Annotated in this window: 17 protein-coding genes and 1 pseudogene; 4 read left to right on the top strand and 14 right to left on the bottom strand. The window is 72.3% G+C overall.

Going from position 1 to position 18,272, the window contains the following annotated elements; all coding sequences use genetic code 11:
• Window positions 1-227: 227 nt before the first annotated feature.
• Window positions 228-815: a TetR/AcrR family transcriptional regulator gene (locus tag ACIBK3_RS11675; RefSeq protein ID WP_399364418.1), complete on the bottom strand. Its 588-nt coding sequence runs from the start codon at window positions 813-815 to the stop codon at window positions 228-230.
• A gap of 111 nt (window positions 816-926) precedes the next feature.
• Here ACIBK3_RS11675 and ACIBK3_RS11670 point away from each other — a divergent pair.
• Together ACIBK3_RS11670 and ACIBK3_RS11665 are read left to right on the top strand one after the other, a co-directional pair.
• Window positions 927-1,115: pseudogene (locus ACIBK3_RS11670) on the top strand (NADP-dependent oxidoreductase); the annotation flags it as partial.
• A complete protein-coding gene (locus ACIBK3_RS11665) occupies window positions 1,070-1,270 on the top strand; it encodes a zinc-binding dehydrogenase (protein WP_399365536.1) in 201 nt (66 codons plus the stop codon). The pseudogene ACIBK3_RS11670 and the gene ACIBK3_RS11665, both read left to right, overlap by 46 nt.
• 201 nt (window positions 1,271-1,471) lie before the next feature.
• On the opposite strand, the gene ACIBK3_RS11660 is transcribed toward ACIBK3_RS11665, so the two are convergent.
• From ACIBK3_RS11660 to ACIBK3_RS11605, 12 genes are all read right to left on the bottom strand, one after another.
• Complete coding sequence (locus tag ACIBK3_RS11660) at window positions 1,472-2,428, bottom strand: aminoglycoside phosphotransferase family protein (protein WP_399364416.1); 957 nt, start codon at window positions 2,426-2,428, stop codon at window positions 1,472-1,474.
• Window positions 2,429-2,473: 45 nt separating this feature from the next.
• Entirely contained in the window at window positions 2,474-3,601 is a 1,128-nt protein-coding gene (locus tag ACIBK3_RS11655) for an aminopeptidase P family protein (RefSeq protein WP_399364414.1), read from the bottom strand.
• Between the two features lie 206 nt (window positions 3,602-3,807).
• Window positions 3,808-4,404 (bottom strand): PDZ domain-containing protein, encoded by a 597-nt coding sequence (locus ACIBK3_RS11650; RefSeq protein ID WP_399364412.1) that lies wholly within the window; start codon window positions 4,402-4,404, stop codon window positions 3,808-3,810.
• Window positions 4,405-4,794: 390 nt separating this feature from the next.
• The gene (cyc2, locus tag ACIBK3_RS11645) at window positions 4,795-6,954 is read right to left on the bottom strand and encodes a germacradienol/geosmin synthase Cyc2 (protein WP_399364411.1); all 2,160 of its coding nucleotides are present in this window, start codon (window positions 6,952-6,954) and stop codon (window positions 4,795-4,797) included.
• 115 nt (window positions 6,955-7,069) lie between these two features.
• A complete protein-coding gene (locus ACIBK3_RS11640; RefSeq protein WP_399364409.1) occupies window positions 7,070-7,825 on the bottom strand; it encodes an ABC transporter ATP-binding protein in 756 nt (251 codons plus the stop codon).
• A gap of 6 nt (window positions 7,826-7,831) precedes the next feature.
• On the bottom strand, window positions 7,832-9,448 hold the full coding sequence (gene mdlC / locus ACIBK3_RS11635) for a benzoylformate decarboxylase (RefSeq protein ID WP_399364406.1): 1,617 nt from the start codon (window positions 9,446-9,448) through the stop codon (window positions 7,832-7,834).
• Between the two features lie 67 nt (window positions 9,449-9,515).
• On the bottom strand, window positions 9,516-10,529 hold the full coding sequence (locus ACIBK3_RS11630) for an ABC transporter permease (protein ID WP_399364404.1): 1,014 nt from the start codon (window positions 10,527-10,529) through the stop codon (window positions 9,516-9,518).
• On the bottom strand, window positions 10,526-11,344 hold the full coding sequence (locus ACIBK3_RS11625; protein WP_399364402.1) for an ABC transporter permease: 819 nt from the start codon (window positions 11,342-11,344) through the stop codon (window positions 10,526-10,528). The genes ACIBK3_RS11630 and ACIBK3_RS11625 overlap by 4 nt, the downstream gene beginning before the upstream one ends.
• Window positions 11,345-11,387: 43 nt before the next feature.
• Entirely contained in the window at window positions 11,388-12,365 is a 978-nt protein-coding gene (locus ACIBK3_RS11620) for an ABC transporter substrate-binding protein (RefSeq protein WP_399364400.1), read from the bottom strand.
• 83 nt (window positions 12,366-12,448) lie between these two features.
• Entirely contained in the window at window positions 12,449-13,666 is a 1,218-nt protein-coding gene (locus tag ACIBK3_RS11615) for a damage-control phosphatase ARMT1 family protein (RefSeq protein WP_399364398.1), read from the bottom strand.
• 120 nt (window positions 13,667-13,786) lie between these two features.
• Entirely contained in the window at window positions 13,787-14,434 is a 648-nt protein-coding gene (locus ACIBK3_RS11610) for a ScbR family autoregulator-binding transcription factor (RefSeq protein WP_399364396.1), read from the bottom strand.
• A gap of 165 nt (window positions 14,435-14,599) precedes the next feature.
• Window positions 14,600-14,920, bottom strand: a complete 321-nt coding sequence (locus tag ACIBK3_RS11605) for a hypothetical protein (protein WP_399364394.1) — start codon at window positions 14,918-14,920, stop codon at window positions 14,600-14,602.
• A gap of 239 nt (window positions 14,921-15,159) precedes the next feature.
• Here ACIBK3_RS11605 and ACIBK3_RS11600 point away from each other — a divergent pair, with 239 nt between their 5' ends.
• Both ACIBK3_RS11600 and ACIBK3_RS11595 read left to right on the top strand, forming a co-directional pair.
• Window positions 15,160-15,801 (top strand): ScbR family autoregulator-binding transcription factor, encoded by a 642-nt coding sequence (locus tag ACIBK3_RS11600; protein WP_399364392.1) that lies wholly within the window; start codon window positions 15,160-15,162, stop codon window positions 15,799-15,801.
• 400 nt (window positions 15,802-16,201) lie between these two features.
• Entirely contained in the window at window positions 16,202-17,191 is a 990-nt protein-coding gene (locus ACIBK3_RS11595; RefSeq protein ID WP_399364390.1) for a lytic polysaccharide monooxygenase, read from the top strand.
• Between the two features lie 62 nt (window positions 17,192-17,253).
• On the opposite strand, the gene ACIBK3_RS11590 is transcribed toward ACIBK3_RS11595, so the two are convergent.
• Entirely contained in the window at window positions 17,254-17,907 is a 654-nt protein-coding gene (locus tag ACIBK3_RS11590) for a Tat pathway signal sequence domain protein (RefSeq protein ID WP_399364388.1), read from the bottom strand.
• Window positions 17,908-18,272: the final 365 nt, after the last annotated feature.

Here is an 18,272-nt window from a genome sequence, read left to right as displayed (position 1 = left end):
CGAACAGCGCTGACCTCCACCTGCTGATCGCCCAAGGAGGCCCTGACCCACGAGCCCGATGCGCTCTGCCTTCGCCGAGGCGTTCGCGCTCGACGGGACGATCCGCTCCCGGGGAGCGTGCGGCTCGATGCCGGCGCACTTGACCGCCTTGGGTAACTCGGCGTCAAGGGCCGTCCCTTGCCCAGCGCGCGCCCGAGTTCGCCGGTCCGCGTGCGCGACGATTTCAGCTACGGCCCGGGGGGCGGCGTTCCCCCGGTGTCGGTGCTCGCCGGCTTCGTCAGGATCGCGCTCGCGACGACGTCGAAGAGGTGGTCGGCGCGTGGGGCGAGCGAGGGTTGGTCGCCGAGCCATGCGAGCGCGGCAATCAGCGCGAACAGATCGGTGCCGTCGATGTCGGTCCGGGCCGCGCCCGCGGCCTGGGCGCGGGTGAGGAGCCGCGCACCGGCCGCGCGAAGGGTGACGCACGAAGCGTGCAGTGCGGACTCGGTGTCCTCGATGGCGGCTGCCATCAGCACGGTCACTCCGCGGTACTCGGTCGTCCACCCGACGCAGTCACGCAGCCACGTGACGAGAGCGTCTTCGGGTGAGTTCGATGTCTCGAGTTCGGCTGCCTGTGCCGTGAGTTCGTCGAAGCTCGTGTGCAGCAGGGCCTCGAGCAGCGCCTCGCGCGTCGGGAAGTGACGCAGCAGCGTCGCGAGCCCGACGTCGGCCCTGCGCGCGATGTCACGCAGGGACACGTCGACGCCCTGCTCGGTGATGGCGGTGCCCGCTACTGCGAGCAGGTGGTCGCGGTTCTTCCTGGCGTCGGCCCGCATCTGCCCCTCTTGACTGTCCGGATCGGTGGTCCATATATTCGGATCAGTGGTCCACTTATGTGGAGCGCCGATCCGAATAAGCCTATCCCGCGGCGCGGGCAGGAGAGAACGATGCCGACCTACACGATGAGGGCGGTCCGGCTCCATGAGCACGGCGGCCCTGAAGTTCTGCGTTACGACGAGGTGCCGATTCCCGAGCCGGGCCCGGGTGAGGTGCTCGTCCGCGTGCACGCGGTCGGCGTCAATCCTCCGGACTGGTACCTGCGCGGCGGGCTGACCCGCGTGCCCGGGTCGGATCGAACGGCGCGCAGCTCGTCGAACTGGGACGCCTGCTCGACGCGGGCACGGTCCGCGTCGCGATCGACAGCACGTTTCCGCTCGCGGACGCCCGGGCGGCGCACGAACGCGCCGCCCGCGGACACATCCAGGGCAAGATCGTACTCACGGTCGCCTAGAAGCGATTCGTCCCACCGACACCTCCGGCGCTCGTCCGCCGGGCACCGGCGGCGATCGAGACACCGCTGAGGAAACCCCGGGGCGCGTCCGGCGACGACGGCCGCGATCCTCGCAGCCGTGACCGCGCGGTGCCGTCCGGTCGGCTCGGATCGTCACAGGAGATCACCGGCCCCAAGGCCGCCGGCGAATCCCCCCTCCTCCTAGGGCTCCGCCTCGTCCCGCTCATCGTCGTCCCGCAGCTCCGTGACCCTCTCCAGCAGGATCGCCTCCCAGGCGCGGCGCAGTCGGGTGCGCAGCAGCGGGAGAGGCGTGGCGTCGCGGGTGTCGAGGCGGGCCGCGAGGCGGATGACCGTGTCGCAGCGGGCGAGCCAGAGGCCGCGCAGGCACGGGCGGGCGCCGTAGCCGGCGAGGGTGGCGGCGCGGACGGCGGCCGGGGAGCCGACGGCGAGGGCGAGGCCCGCGATGTCCTCGGCGGGGTCGCCGACGACCGTGTCGGCCCAGCCGAGGACACCGCGCACCCGGCCGTCGGCGCTGACCACGAGGTGAGCGCCCCGGAGGTCGTGGTGGACGAGGACCGCGGAACCGGGTTGCGCGGCGAGCTGGACCGCGGCCGTCGGCGCGAGCTGCTGCAGGCGTACCGGGTCGAACTCGTCGGCCGCGGCGAGGCGTTCCGCGGCCCGCCCGGCCGCCCGGCGCAGGGCCTCCAGGGAGCGCGGCGCGGTGCGCGGCACCCCGAGCGTCTCGGCCTGCCGGACCGGCACCTCGCGCAGGCCGGTGAGCAGACCGGCCAGGTCGGCCTCCCCGACGGCGGACACGTCGTGCTCCTCCCCCGACCCGCCGGCCACCCTGGTGTCCAGGGTGTAGGTCAGCCCGGCGGCCCACTCGCCGTGCGCCACGCTCGTCGGTACCGCGACCGGCAGGTGGGGGCGCACCAGGTCCCGCAGCCGCAGTTCACGGCGCTGCCGGACGGCTGCCTCCCGGTCGGGGGCCAGACGCAGGACGTGGCGGGCGCCGACCCACCAGGCGAAGTGCTCGCCGCTCCCGGTGACCGGCCGGACCTCGGGCCCGGCGTCGTCCGCGCCGGCCCCGCTGTCCTTGAGCAGGGAACGGACCAGTTGGCGGACGGTGTCCGCGGTGGGTGTCGGTGCCTGGGTCATGGTCGCGCCGTTGTCGGTCGGGGACGTGGGGGCTCCTGCTGCTCGTCACTCCACTATGACCATCTCCCGGCCGGTGGTGTTGAGGCGGCGCCCGCCCTCCTCGGTCACGGTGACGATGTCCTCGATGCGTACCCCGAAACGGCCCGGCAGATAGACACCGGGTTCCACGGAGAAGCACATGCCCGGTACGAGGGGCTGCTCCTCACCCTCGATCATGTACGGCGGCTCGTGTGTGGTGACGCCGATGCCGTGCCCGGTGCGGTGGATGAAGTACTCGCCGTACCCGGCGTCGGCGATGACCGCGCGGGCGGCCCGGTCGACGTCCTGGCAGGCCACGCCGGGCCGTACCGCGCGAAAGCCCGCCTCCTGGGCCTCGCGGACGAGATCGTGGACCCGGCGTTCCTCGTCGGTGGGTTCGCCGACGTGGACCGTGCGGGAGGTGTCGGATCCGTAGCCGGCCCTGAGGCCGCCGAAGTCGAGGACGACCATGTCGCCGTGCTCGACGACGCGGTCGCCGACCTCGTGGTGCGGGTTGGCGCCGTTCGGGCCGGAGGCGACGATGGTGAAGTCGACCTGCTCGTGTCCGTGTTCGCGCAGCAGGCGACCGAGGTCGGCGGCGATCTCGGACTCCCCGCGGCCGGCGAAGGGAACGTTCCGGATCTCCTCGAACGCGGCGTCCGCGGCCGCTCCCGCCGCCGCCAGCAGTTCCAGTTCCGCCGCGTCCTTGACGGCGCGCAGCATCGGCAGGGCCTCCGTGAGGGAGGCGTACGAGGTGCCGGGCAGCGTCTTCTGCAGTCCCAGCAGATGCATGGCCCAGGCGTTGTCGCTGACGCCGAAGCGGCCGTTCCGGTCGAGGAGCGGGGCGGTGGTCGCGTAGGGGTCCTTGCCGTCGGTCCAGTCGCGCAGGGTCAGCGCGGGCGCGCCGGTGGCCTGGGCGGCGTCCGGGGCCTCCAGGGTGGGGACGACCAGGACGGGGTCCTGTCCGGGGACCAGGACCAGCAGGGTGAGACGTTCGGTCACCGCGGTGGGCGCGTAGCCGGTGAGCCACACCAGGTCCGGCCCCGGCGCCACCAGGAGCCCGGCGAGCCCCGCGCCGGCGGCCGCCCGCGCGGCGCGCTCCATACGGGCCCGGTAGTCGTCGGCGGTGAAGGGGGCGCGCGTGCTGCCGGTCATCCGGGCCTCCCTGGGCGGTGAGCGGACTCTCAAGGGACTACGGGAGCATCCTGCCCGGACAGCGGGGGCGACGCGAGCCGGTTGTCCTGTCTTTTGTTCTCCCTCGTCCGGTCGGCCGGACGGATGCGCGTAGCGCGATCTTCGAATCCACTGCTCGGATCACGGCATCCCGTCGGCGACGACGGCTGGCCGGCCGGTTCCGGTGGTCATGTGACGACGCCGGGAACTGCCGTCAACTGCTGGTAGCCGCCACTCTTGTGACGTACCGTCAAGACCACTTCCCGGCTGGGGCGGGCCTCCCTCACGGCATGGGCCAGGTCGGCGGCCGAGTCGACGCGGGTCCGGCCGAACGCGAGGACCACGTCCCCCCGGACCAGACCGGCGGAGTAGCCCGGACCCGGCACGTGCACGCCGACGACCAGGGCGCCGGCCTTCCTCGCGTCCATGGCCTCCAGGCCGAGGGTCGCGCCGCCGAGCACCGGCGAAGGGCTCTCGGAAGCGGGCGGCTCGGTGTGGCCCGGGTGCGCCGGGGCGGACGGGCCTGCCTGGGCCGCCGACGCGGCCGGTCCGGCCTGGCGCCGCAGTTCGGCGAGTCTGCTCATGCCGATGACCGTGGCGCCGACCGTGCCCAGGCCGATCCCGGACAGGACCAGGACCGTCCCGACGGACAGGGCGAACGCCAGGGCCCGCAGCCGTCGGCCGCGCCGCCGTGCGGCGTGCGGACGTCGGGCGGGGCCTGGCCTGCTGCCGCCACCGGGGTCCCGGCCGGGCATCGGCTTGGGACGCAACGCAGTCTGTTCCATGGATCGCCTCCGGCTGAAGCTCTACCCGGGGCGACGTCACGCGACGAGCCACGAACGAGTGAGACTGACCGGCGGTCGGGACGGCAGCCCATGAACGTCCGGCCGCTCGCCGCGTCCGGCGGCGGCTCACGCCCGCACCCGGCCCTCCGGGCGCCGGCGCGAAAGGGGAGGACCACCCGCGTGGGCGCTGTGTCAGCCCGCGTGTCCCTCCCCGTGCACGATTGCGCCCCGCTGTGGTCCACCTTCCGCGCGCCTTCGTGGTCGTCCTTCCGCGCGCCGTCGTGGCACTCGGGAAGAAGGAGGATCGGGGTGCCGGTGTCACCGACGGCCGGTTTCCTGAATGTCCCGTTCCGGCGAGAAGGTTCGGAAACGGCGGAAGGGTACGAGAGGTCAGCCGACGAGGGGCAGTGCCGGTGGCCTTTCCGGGAGGAAGCCGTGGGCGCGGCGGGCCAGGTAGTCGGCCTTGTAGCGGTCGACCTCGCGGTGCCAGTTCAGGATGCCCGCCATCCAGTTCCGCAGGTCGGTCACGTAGGACCGCATGACCTCGCGGGCCTTGTCGGAGAGGCCGAAGTCGTCGTACACGATGGGCAGTTCGTGCTCGGACACGTGCTCGAACTGCTGCATGCGCTGGGTCATCAGGTCGTGGACGACGCCGAGCGCGGTCGGGTAGTCGATGCCGAAGAAGTTCTGCACGACGAGGATCGCGTTGTGGATCTCGCCCTCGTACTCGATCTCCTTCTGGTAGGAGAAGACGTCGTTGAGCAGGCAGGCGTAGTCGACGGCGGCGTTCTCCAGCGAGCGGACCGGGCCGCTGCGGTAGACCTCCGGGGGGACGGCGGGGCCGTGGCCCATGCGGCACAGGCTCAGGGTGAGGTCGGCGCCGAAGGTGGAGCGGCGCATCTCCAGATAGTCGACGGGGTCGGGGATGCGGTTCTGGAGCTGGTTGGACAGTTCCCACACCCAGCTCTCCGTCATGACGTCGACGGCGTTTTTCAGGGTGCGTCGTTGGCCGGGCGTCATGTCGGCGGCCGTACGCCTCCACAGGTCGAGGAGTCCGCGCTCCATGCCGTTGGCCGGGACGACGGTCTCCTCGCCGTCGACGGGCATGCAGTCCGACAGTCGCCGAGTCGTCAGGCGGGCGGCGGCGAGGTCGCGGCGGTGGCCGAAGACCAGCGGGTAGTAGTCGTCGCCGTAGGTGCCCCAGGCGAGCCACTGGGAGCTGAGGTCGAGGGCCTCGGGGGTGGCGTCCGGGTCGAGGCCCGCCGCGCACAGCGGGAGGTCGTAGGCGGCGAGCTTGTCCTCGTCCCAGACGCCCTCCTCGAGGATGCCCATGCGGTGGGCCCACTCGGTGAGCCGGGGCCGGGCCTCGGCCAGGTGCGGGCTGAGTTCGACCTGGAAGGGCATGTGGAAGTCGGGCAGCAGGGACGGGCCCACCTTCTGGTACGGCACGTGCGTGTAGGCGCGCAGCCGCTCGGCGCCGGCCGAGGCGAGCAGCGCGCCGACGTCGAAGGCGGCGGTGCCGGGCCCGGTCAGGCCCTGCCAGGGCTTGGTGGGCCGGGCCCGCGCGTTCATGTACCGGCTGGAGCGCAGGTGCCACTCGTGGCCGCCGGACTGCCAGTCCTGCAACCCCTGGGTGTACCTGGCGACGGCGGTCACCTCGTCCGGTGTGAGGCCGTTCTCCAGGGTGAGGGCGGGCACTTCGGTGAACGCGGTGTGCTCGAACTGGTGGAGGCGGGAGGTGAGGACGTCGTTGACGGTGTCCGCGGCCTCCTGGGTGGTGCAGCCGAAGAAGGTCTCCAGGACGAGCACGCCGTTGCTGAGTTCACCCTCGTCCTCGACCTCCCGCTGGTAGGAGAACAGGTCGTTGCGCAGGTGGACGGCGTCCGAGAAGGTTTCCATCAGCACCCGCAGGGGCCTGGAGCCGGCGACGGAGGCGGGCACTTCGGCGGTGGCGTACTCCACCAGCCCGGCCGACCAGGGGGCGCCGCCCACCTTGCGGCGCATCTCGATGTACTCGACCGGGTTGGCGATCCGGCCCTCGTTGATGTTGGACAACTCCCACAGGGACTCGTTGAGGAGGTGCTCGGTGGCGACGGCGAAGCGGCGGCGCCAGCCGGCGGACATCGACGGCACCGTGCGCGTCCACAGGTCGGCGAGGCCCGCCTCGACCGGGTTCTGCGGCTCGGGCATCGGCGTCGACAGGTCCATGGGCATGAACAGCGGCAGCCGGTCCAGGTAGGCCTTGCCGCCGGCGCGGTCCTGGGTGCGCTTGAAGATCTCCAGGAAGTGGTCGTCGAAGAAGAAGACCCACACGTACCAGTCGGTGATGAGCGAGAGGGCGGGGCCGTCGCAGTCGGGGTGTGTGCAGGCGCAGAGCAGGCCGTAGTCATGCGCGTCGAGGTCGGACTGCTCCCAGATCCCGGACCCCTCCAGCATGCCCATCTCGCGTGCCCACGCGGTCGAGTGGGCGCGGGCCTCGTCGACATGCGGGTTCAGCCGCGCGGGGTACGGCATGTAGAAGTGCGGGAGTTCGAAGGGCTGCTGCGTCATGGCCGGGCCCTACCCAGGGCCCTTCGGGGGCATCCGCGAGCCCGGACATGATCACACCATCGCGTGAACCCGGGGCGGATCCGGGAGTTCTCACCGGCCCCGGGGCGTTCTCGCGTCAGGTGACCCGCGTACGGACCGCCCGCCCCACCTCGGCACGCAGCGCCACGAACTGGGGCAGGCTCCTGGTGGTGATCTGGTCGCGTTCGCCGGGGAGTTCGACCGGGAGGTCCAGGACCAGCTTGGAGCCGGGGCCCGGGGAGAGGGCGACGACGCGGTCGCCGACGTAGACGCTCTCGTCGATGTCGTGGGTGACGAAGACGATGGTCGTGGCGTCGGTGCGGTGGACCTCCAGGAGGAGGTCTTCGAGGTCCTCGCGGGTCTGGGCGTCCAGGGATCCGAAGGGCTCGTCCATGAGGAGGAGGGTGGGGCGGCAGACCAGGGCGCGGGCGATGGCGACGCGTTGCTGCATACCTCCGGAGAGCTGCCAGGGATGACGGCGGCCGGCTCCGGCGAGCCCCACCCGGTCGAGGATGCGGTCGGCCTGGGCGCGTCGCGCGGCCCGGCCCAGGCCCCGGCGGCGCAGCGGAAGGGCGACGTTGTCCCGGACCGTGAGCCAGGGGAACAGGGAGCGGCCGTAGTCCTGGAAGACGACGGCGAGCCGGTCGGGGACGCCCGTGACCGGGGTGCCGGCGATGGTGATCGTGCCTTCGCGCGCGGGCAGCAGTCCGGCGATGGTGCGCAGCAAGGTGGACTTGCCGCAGCCCGACGGGCCCACGACGCACAGCAGTTGGCCGTCCGGGACGGAGAGGGTGATGTCGTGCAGGACCTGATGGTCGCCGTAGTGCTGGCCCACTGCGGAGAGGTGGAGCACGGTCCGTCACCTGGCCCAGGGGTCGTAGAGCGCGCCCTCGGTGGCCGCGACGCGCAGGTGCAGGAGGTGGGGGCCGGTGTCGTCGCCCGCCTCCGAGAGCGCCCGGTCGAGGGCCGCGGGCAGTGCCTCGGGGCGTTCCTCGTACGACGCCTCGCAGCCGAAGGACTCGGCGAGAGCGGCGAAGTCGACGCCGCCGATCTCCGTACCGGGAACGGGTGCGATGCCGATACGGCGGCCGAGGGCGCGGACGGCCCCGTAGCCGCCGTTGTCCAGGACGACGTAGGTGACGGGGGCATGGTGGCGGGCGGCGGTCCACAGGGCCTGGATCGAGTACAGCGCGGAGCCGTCGCCGAGCACGCACACCACCCGGCGCCGGCCGGCGAGCGCACGGCCGACCGCGAGGGGCAGCCCCCAGCCCAGCGCGCCACTGCCCGTGGTGAGGAAACCGCCGGACAGGTCGACGGGCACGCGCGCGTGCAGCGCGTCCCGGTGGCTGGGCGCTTCCTCGACGAGAACGCGGTCCCGGGGCAGCCGGGCCCGCAGCAGGTCGAAGACCAGCTCGGCGGTGATGTGCGGGGAAGGCCGCGCGGGTTCGGGGGCCGGGCGGGGCGGGGGCGGGTCCCGGTCCGTCTCCCGGAGGAGGGCCGTGAGCTGGGTGAGGGCCGGTTCGAGGGTGGTGACCAGGCTCGTACCGGTGGGCAGCCAGGCCGCCTGGGCCGGGTCGCAGTCCAGGTGGACGAGCTCGGTGCCCTCGGGCAACGGCGGACTGTCGTCGGCCACGTGGTAGGTGAACAGCGGTGCGCCCAGCGCCACCACCACGTCGTACGGGGCCAGGCGGGCCGCCAACTGGCCTGCGACCGGCGGCAGGAAGCCCTGGAAGAGGGGGTGCGACTCGGGGAAGCCGGAACGCCCGGACAGGGGACTGATCCAGACCGCCGACCTCATGCGTTCGGCCAGCGCGCGGGCCTTGGGCAAGGCCTGTTCGTCGTCCACTCCCGGGCCGACGACCAGGGCGGGCCGCGCGCAGGTGTCCAGGCGGGCGGCGAGCGCGGTGAGCGCCGCCGGGTCCGCCGTGAAGGAGGCGTGCACGGTGCGGGGCGGGACGGGATCGGCCGGCTGGTCCCAGTCGTCCTCGGGGACGGAGACGAAGACCGGACCGCGCGGGTGGGTCATCGCGATCCGGTGCGCCTCGGCGAGCACCGCGGGGACGTCGGCGGCGCGGTCCGGCTGGCGGCTGAACTTGACGTACGGGCGCGGGAACCGGGCGGGTTCGTCGGCGCCGAGGAACGGCCGCAACTGGAGGAGCGAGCGTGCCTGCTGGCCCGCGACGATCACCAGGGGGACACGGTCACGGAAGGCGTTGAAGACGGCACCCAGGGCGTGGCCCACGCCGCCGGCCGAGTGCAGGCTGACGAAAGCGGCGCGCCGGGTGCCCAAGGCGTGTCCGGCAGCCATGGCGACGGCCGTGGACTCCTGGAGGCCGAGCACATAGGTGAAGTCGTCGGGCCAGTCGCGGAACATGCGCAGTTCCGTGGAACCCGGGTTGCCGAAGACAGTGGTCATGCCGGAGTCGCGGAGCAGGGCGAGGACGGCGTCGAGGACGGTTCCCTCAGTGCGGCTCATAGGACTCACGCGGTTCGTGACGTTCGTAGGGTTCGTAGGGTTCGTACGGCTCATGTGGGCCTCCGGCTCATGTGGGCCTCCCCCTGCCGAGCAACAGCCTCTCGACTGTCAGCAGGCCGGTGTTGAGCAGGTAGCCGAGGACGCCGAGCAGGACCAGCACCGACCATACGGTGAGCAGGTCGGAGCGGGTCTGCGCCTCGGTGAGGGTGAAGCCGATGCCGTTCGCGGTGCCCGGCAGCAGTTCCGAGAACACCATGAGGATGAGCGAGAGCGACAGGCTCAGTCTCAGGCCCGCGAAGACGCGCGGCAGCGCGGAGGGCAGGACCAGGAACCACAGCCGTTCGGCGCTGTTCAGCCGCAGCACGGCGGCGACGTCGAGCCGCAGCGGGTCGGTGTTGCGTACGCCCGCCGCCGTGTTGATCAGTACGGGCCAGACGGCGCTGAAGGCGATCGAGGCGATCTGCATCGGCGTACCGAAGGAGAAGACGACGACGAAGACGGGGACCAGCGCGGGCGGTGGCACGGCCCGCGCGAACTGCAGTACGGGATTGCAGAGGGCGTACGCCCACCGGGAACGGCCCACCGCGACGCCCAGCGCGACACCGGCGCCGGCGGCGAGCACGAATCCCGCGGCCAGCCGGCCGAGGCTGGCCAGCACGTCGTCCACGGCGGCCGGGGTGAGGAAAGCGTGCCGCGGGGGCCCGGAGAACCACAGGTCGCGGGCATGACGCACGATCCGACCGGGCGGCGGGACGTACACGCTGCCGCGCGCACGAGCGGCCCACTCCCAGACCCCGACGGCGACGACGAGGACGAGCCAGCGCAGGAGAGCGGGGTGCGCGGCGACCCCGCGACGGGGTGGGGAGGCGGGGGTGTCCTGTGAGGGGGCCTGAGGCGCGGGGGCCGGGGGCGTGGTGGGGCGGAGTGCGGGGGCCGCGGGCGAGACGGCCGGGGATCCGGAGGTCCCGTGGGCCGCGGGCCCTGGTGCGGGTGCGGGGTCTGCGGGCGCACCGGCCCGGTCCCCTTCCGACGCCCTCCCGCCGCCCCGCGCCCCCGATTCCGGCCCCGGCCCCCCGCTCATCCGCGCACCCCTCCCCCGCCGGCGCCCGCTCCCGCGCCCGCACTCGCTCCCCTTCCCCCGCCCGCGCCCCGATGTTCAGGTGTCCATGGGAACAACCGGCGTTCGGCGTACACCAGTACGCCGTTGCCGATGAGCCCCAGTGCCCCCGCCCACACCACCCCGGCCAGCACATCCCGTGTGCCGTCGGTGGCCAGGCCGGCCTGGGCGATGAAGATGCCCAGGCCCTCTCCGAAGCCGGAGAGGATTTCCGTGGCGACGGCGAGGATGAGGGCGACCGCCGCGGAGATGCGGATGCCGGCGGCGATGAAGGGGGCCGTGCCGGGGAGTTGTACGCGGAGCAGGACCGCGAGGCGCCCGAAGCCGAAGGCGCGGAGGGTGTCCTTGGCGAGGGGGTCGGTCTCGCCGATGCCGTAGACGGTGTTGAAGAGGATGGGCCACACGGACGCGTAGGTGATCAGCGCGACCTCGGTCCCGGTGCCGGAGCCGAGCAGCAGGGACACCAGCGGGATCAGGGCGACGGACGGCAGCGGGCGCAGGAACTCCACGATCACGCGGGCGGCGGCGTCGACGACCGGTACGCCCCCGAGCAGCAGTCCGAGTGGTACGGCGATCACGCAGGCGAGGCCGAGGCCCAGCGCCCAAGCCCGCAGGGTGACGAGGACGCCGTCGAGGAAGGCCGCGTCGCCCGCCAGCCCGACGGCGCGCGCGAGGACTTCGGACGCGGGCGGGAGGTAGCTGCGGCGGACGATCCCGGCCCTGCTCACCGCCTCGCACACGCCGAACGCGAGCAGGACGCCGAGCGTTCCGAGTCCCACGTCCCGGACCGCCGCCCTCACGTCCCGCACCGCTGCCGCCTTCTCACTTCACCAGCAGCGTCGCCGGGTCGATCGGCTTCTTCAGCATGCCGTGCTTCTCCATGAGGTCGGTCAGGCGCCTCAGCTGCCGGGCGTCCACGGTCGCCGGGTAGACGGGCAGGTCGATCGACGCGGCCTGGTCCTTGGTCACCTTGGTGTACGACGGCAACACCTCGCGTACGACCGAAGGGTCCCCGGCGGCGATCTTCACGGCGGCCCTGAGGGCCCGCTGGAACGCGGCCAGCGGTTCGGCGTGCTTCTCGGCGTACCGCCGGGTGGTGATGTATCCGCTGAGGGGGATGGATTCGACCGGCGCCGACGCCCCGTCCACGAGGACCCTGGCCCCCAACTCGTCCTGGATGGCGCTGTCGTAGGGCTCGACCGCGTGGACGGCGTCGACCTGGCCCTTCTCCAGGGCGGCGCCCATCTGCGGGAAGGGGATCTGCCGGTAGACGGGACGGCCCGCTCCGCGATTCTCCAGGATCTCGTCGAAGGTCAGCGACTGGACGTTGTTGAGGACGTTGACCGCGAGCTTGCGGCCCTTGAGGTGGGCGACGCTCTTGATGTCGGAGTCCTTCGGCACCAGCACGTCCATCATGCGCGGCGCCGCCCGGATCGCTTCGGCCACGACCCGGATGTCGAGAGTGCCCTGCTCCTGCGCCTGGAGGTAGGTGACGTAGTTGGCGCTCGCGACCATGTCGATCTGCCCCTTCGCCAGCGCCGGCAGCGCCTGGAGGCTCTGCTGGACCTGCTGGACACGGACGTCGAGGCCCTCCTTCTCGAACAGGCCCCGGTCCCGGGCGATGTAGAGCATGGCGGCGTCGCTCAGCGGCAGCGCGGCCACGGTGACGGTCGTCCGCCCGCCGCCCGGGGCCGCCAAGTCCCCGTCGTCGTCACCGCAGGCCGACAGGGCCAGCGTGAGTGCGAGTGCGGCGGCGGCCGCCGCCTTTCCTCTTCCCGAGATCCATGGGCGTAACGCCATGTGCGGCATCATGACGAGCTTTTGACATGATCACCACATCAAAGTCGGCCGAACTGGCGCCCTTTGGAAAAACACGAAACAACCTAGGACCTGACCTGGATCAGCGCATGCGTGCCGCCGGTGCGCCAGCGCTGCCCCTCGGCGGCGACCAGCGCGGCCTCCGTGTCCGCGTCCAGGCCGGTGATCACCTCGGACTTCAGGGTGCGCAGGGCGGCGACCGGGCCCGGGAAGTGGGCGGTGACCTCGGCGAAGGGTGTGGTCGGGGGCCAGCGACGATCGCCCACCAGACGGCGGTAGTTGAGGTCGCCCTTCATGATGGTCAGGTCGGCCGAGGCGAGTTCGTCGCGAAGATCGTCGGGCATGTCCGCGTACGGCAGCGGGGCACAGGAGAAGGGGTGCGCGCGCACCGTGAGGCGGCCGTCGGCCATCGCGGCCCACAGCCGGTGCCCGTACGCGGCGGCCTCGCCCGACGCCCGCGTGAGCCTGCGCACCGCGTCGACCACGTCGGCGGTGGTGGCGTCGGAGACGTAGTACGGGTACGGCTTCACCTGCAGAACGGCCCGCTCGATCCGTCCGTGCGCGAGGAGGTGGGCGATGAGCAGCAGGTCGGGGATGAGTTCGCGGCCGGCGTTGTCGGCGATCAGGCAGAGGACGCCGGTCCCGGTGCCGCCGAGCAGCGTCCAGAGGGTGTCGCTGTCGTCGGCGACCAGGCCGGGGACGGCGGCCCGGTCCTCGGCTTCGGCGTCCGAGAGGCGAAACCCGAGGTCTGCCCGGTTGCCCCACAGGGAGCCGTGCAGCAGGGCCGTGGCCTGTTCCTCCACCGGGCGGCCGGTGAGCTCGTCGAGGGCGGCCAGCTCCTCGTCCGTCTCCCGGGCGTCGAGTTCGGCGAGCTTGGAGGGACGGAACGGGTCGATGCCCTGCCAGGGGCCGGGGCCGAAGTAGCCGACGGCGTCCAGGAGCCGGCGGTAGAAGTGGCTCTCGGACCACAGCCACGGCACGTCGAACCAGGAACGGCCGGTGTACGCGTCCATCCCCCACGCCGACCAGCGGCCCATGTCGTGCGCGTCGGCCGGGAGCGGCTCGATGACGCCCTTGGTACAGCTCGCGAGGAGCGCGTCGAGGGCTTCGTGCTGCTCGGGGCCGTACGGGAAGGACTCCCGCACCTGCCGGACGATCGCGGGGTGCCGCTCGGCGAGCACGCTGTACGGGAACGAGCCGGGTTCGTCGCTGAGGATCACGGGCGCGAGCGGAACGGGCCGAACGGGCTGAGCGGGCTGAACGGGCGGCGGGTTGTCGGGCATGCGCCTCACGGTAGCGCGCGGGTCCCGGCGCCCAGCGCTCCGTGACACTCGCGCTCGCCGGACGCGTCACACGGAACCGAGCTCCCGCCGCCGGCCGACCGGGGGCTCGCCGTCCCGTCGTCAGACCGCCCTGATCTCCTGCTCCAACTGCGTGACCAGCGTCAGATACCGCGCTCGGCGGGGTACCGGGACCATGCCTCGGATCATCAGGTGCCACATCTCGGCCAGTCGGCGTGGCTGGCGGGCCACGGGTTCGAGGGAGCGGCTGACGACCCGGGTGCCGACGAAGAAGCAGACGAGGGAGTGGGCGACGGCGTCGATGTCGGTGTCCGGGTGGAGGTCGGACTCCTTGACGGCGCCGAGGAGTTTACGGGAGGAGAGCTCCAGCCACTCCGTGAAGGGATGCCGAAGCGGCGGGCGCACCTCCACTCCCCCGGTGGCCAGGCGCAGGCCGGCCCGGGGAACGGGATCATCGACGGACATCCGCGCTATGCCGAAGGTGATGCGCACCAACGCCTCGAGCGAGGAGTAGCCCCGGCCGTCCGCGTCTCTCGCCAGCCGGCGCGAGGCACGGGACTGCAGCTCCATGATCGCGTGGGCCAGGTCGTCCTTGGCGGCGAAGTGGAAGTAGAGGGCGCCCTTGGTGACTTGGGCGTGCTCGACGATGTCGCTCAGGCTGGTGGACTCGTAACCGTGCCGGTCGAACAGGTCGGCGGCGGCCTTGATGATCGTCGAGCGGGTCTGCTCGGCGCGTAACTGCCTCGGCATTGACGGGACTCCTGCGGGAAAGAACGGGTCATGCCGTTTTTTTCTGCTCGCCGTACACGATAACTCACCTTCCCCGGGTACCGACATGCAGACGAAGACCAGCGAACCTCCATGGCTGCCGACGACTTGTACTCGCTACCGGATCCGTCCGCGCGGCCACGTCCCTTACGGGTTCGGCCAGTTCGGCGTACCGGTGAAGGCGATGCGCAACGAGTCCGGCGAACCAGTTCCGCCGGTGTACGCCCGGACGGCCCGGCGGACGGCTTCCAGCAACATGCCGGGTACCGCCATCGAGAGGTGATCAAAGAAAACAGGATGTGCGGTATCTAATGGCGGCTGCCAGGGGTTCGGCCCGGCCGCCGGGGCGAGGACCACGTCCTCGAGCAGCACACGGCCGACGGTGGCGGGCAGCGCACGGCCGACGGTGGCGGCGGGCAGCGCGATCGCCGCGCGGTGCACCAGTGGCCGGGGAGCGGTCGCCGTCATGGCCCGGGGTCCGGCCACGTTGCCGCGGTTGACTCAGGCCGCTCACGCGGTCCTCGAAGGGCCATGTACAGACAGCTGAGGTGTCCACTCCGGTGAGCGTCAGAGGTACGAGCCGAAGGTTCGTTTTCCATGAGATCAGTCGGCGGCCCCTATGATCGGGGCGATCGGGCACCCGGGGTGAAGCACCGGGGTCGAACGGCCCCGGGGAACAGCCGACACGGCGCATTGGAGGGGCTCTCATGGCACAACAGGAGCGCGCCATCAGGACGCGCAGAGCGATCCTGGAAGCGGCGGGCGCGGTCTTCGACGAGCACGGCTACGCCTCCACCACCATCTCCATGGTGCTGGAGCGGGCAGATGTCACCAAGGGCGCCCTCTACTTCCACTTCCCCTCCAAGGAGTCCCTGGCCCAGGCGGTGCTGGACGAGCAGGTGCCGTTCGGCGCGGTCCCGGAACAGCCCTGCAAGCTGCAGGAGATCATCGACATGACGTTCGTGGTGGCGCAGCGGCTGCGGACCGACTCACTGCTGCGGGGCAGCGTGCGGCTGACGGTGGACCAGGCGACGCCCCCCGGGGTCGACCACTCCGGACCGTTCCTGCAGTGGGCGGAGCGGCTCACCGTGCTCATGGAACAGGCGCGGGGCCAGGGCGAGTTGCTGTCCACCGTGCGGCCTCGGGACACCGTGGAGCTGCTGGTGGGGGGCTTCGCCGGCATTCAGTTGATGTCCCGGGCGCTGACCGACCGGACGGACCTCGCGCACCGGATCTCCGTCCTGTGGTCCCACATCCTGCCCAGCATCGCGGTGCCGGGTCTGCTGCTCGGCCTGGACAGCAGGGCCGACCGCGGTCTGCGGGTCCTGTCCGCGGTCCCCGTACCGTGATCCTCGCGACCGGGGCCATCGGCACCGTCGGGCGGCCGGTGGCCGGTGACCGGTGACCGGTGACCAGTGACCGAGCGCCTGTCCGGTACCGGCCGGGCCCGTCCGCTCGTCCGCGCTCCGCACCGCGCCCCGTCCCGGGCCCCGGAAACCACACGCCGGTCGGGGAATTCGACGCTCCCGGCAGCCTGCGCGCGGCACTCACGGGCGTACGGTCCGCGCTGCCCGGCCGCGGGACCCCCTTAACGGACCCCCGCTCGGCCGGGGGGGGGAGCCGTGAAGGGCCCCTTGTTCGGCAGGGGGATCCGTGAACGGGCCCCGCTGTTTTCCCGTACTGGACGAGAGCAGACCGTGGACCCCACGGAAGCCAGGCCGTTCCGTTCCGCCCGAGGAGACGTTCCGGATGCCCCGGACCACCGCACACCGCACCGCCGCTCTGGCGGTCTCCGTCATGAGCTCCCTCCTGCTGGGCGTGTGGGCGGCGGTACCCGCCGCGGCACACGGCGCCCCCACGGATCCGGCCAGCCGGGTCTACGGCTGCTCCCCCGACGGCGACCAGAACGGCACCGCCGCCTGCCGCGCGGCCGTCGCGGCGAACGGGGCGCCGTTCACAGCCTGGGACAACCTGCGCGTCGCGAACGTGAACGGGCGGGACCGGCAGACCATCCCGGACGGAGAGCTGTGCAGCGGCGGCCTGCCCGCCTACAAGGGCCTCGACCTCCCCCGCGCCGACTGGCCGTCCACGCGGATGACGCCGGGCGCGGCGCTGACCATGCGGTACGTCTCCACGATCCCGCACACCGGCACCTTCCGGCTCTATCTCACCAAGCCCGGCTACGACCCGGCGAAGCCGCTGACCTGGTCCGACCTTCCGGAGAAGCCGTTCGCGGAGGTGACGGACCCGGCGCTGACGGACGGGGCGTACCGGATCAGCGCGACCCTGCCGTCCGACCGGACGGGACGGCACGTGCTGTACACGATCTGGCAGAACAGCAGCACGCCGGACACGTACTACTCGTGCTCGGACGTGGTGTTCCCGGCGGCGAAGAGTGGCGGGGCCGGGGCCCAGGGGACCGGTCCGGCCGCGGGCGGCGGCACGGGCGCGGGCAACACCGGTACGTCGTCCGGTCAGACCGGTCAGAACCCTGAGAACAGTCAGACCGGTCAGCGTGCGAACCCCGCCGAGGAGAGCCCGGCGCCGGCCGGATCCGCACCGAACGCCGTCCCGTCCGGCAGCCCCGCCGAGGCCGGCGCCGCCGCCGAAAGCACCCCGGTGGCCTCCGCAGCCGACCCGGACTCCGACCCCTCCGCGCCGACCGTGGCGGGCGGCGCCGCCGCGGTGCTGCTGCTCACCGGGGGCGCCGCCCTGGCGCTGCGCATGCGCCGACGCTGAAGGCCGGGCGCGAGGGCGCCGGTTGACCGTCCGTCCGACCGACCGTCGGACGGTCTGGCCGGCTAGTTGACGAAGACCGGCGCTCCGCCGTCCGTCACCGGGGCGTACTTCGCGGTGAAGTAGCCGTTGGCGAAGCACAGGGACGAGCCGGACGTCTTGGTGAACTGCTGGTTGGTGAAGGTGATGCTGTTGTCGGCGTTGTCGGCCTTTCCGGTCAGGGCGGGCGTCTGGTAGACGCAGTTGATGCTGCCGAGCAGGGTGCGCAGTACGACCGTGGTCTGGACGGCGGAACCGCCGGGCGCCGTGACCGTGACGGTGCCGTCGGAGCTCACGGCGGTCGTGTACGGCAGGTTGTTGACCGTGATGCTGGTGACGCCGAGCACTCCGACGACGTTGGCGCTGCAACTGCCGCTGGCGAAGGTGTGCGCGCCCAGCGACTCACCGGCCGTGCCGGGCGCGGCCGGGTTGTCGGTGACGGTGGCGGTGAACTGCGAGGACGTGCAGGAGATGCCGCTGGTCCCGGTCGCGCTGGAGTAGAGGGTCGCGGTGGTGCCGGTGGCCAGCGGCGCGGTGAGAACGTCGCCGACGGCGACGGGCGTGCCGCCGAGACCGCCGGTGGTCAGGACCGGGGTGTCGGCCGCCGACGCGGGGGCGATCGCCGGGAGGGTGAGGGCGGCGACGGCTCCGGTGAGGGCGAGGAGGGTTCGAGTACGCATGCGGGTGCCTCGTTTCTGTGGTGGGGGGCGGGTGTTCCGCGTTTCGGTGTCCGCCGTCGCCGGCCCATGACGCCTTCTCCGTACGTGACGGACCGGCGACGACGGCCGACCGGTGACCGGCCGGAGCTCCACCGGTGGCCGGCCGGGACCCCATGGGGGAGGGCCTCCGGCCGGACCGGACGGGAGGGCGGCCCCGGAACGGCCTCTGGGGGGAAGCGACCGCGCGGGTGCCGTGAAGGGGCGAACTCGGGCGGTGACACGCCCGTACTGGACCCCGTAGTGGACAAAGCGTCCGGGAAGCGGCTGGATCCGGCGCCACGGATCAGGGAAGCCAGGGAGAGTTCTAGACCTGCGCGCCTGTCAAC

It is taken from the genome of Streptomyces sp. NPDC050287 (genome assembly GCF_044459385.1).
Classification (GTDB): Bacteria; Actinomycetota; Actinomycetes; order Streptomycetales; family Streptomycetaceae; genus Streptomyces.
Note: the sequence above shows the minus strand (reverse complement) of the source record. Positions and strands in the feature narration are given on the sequence as shown.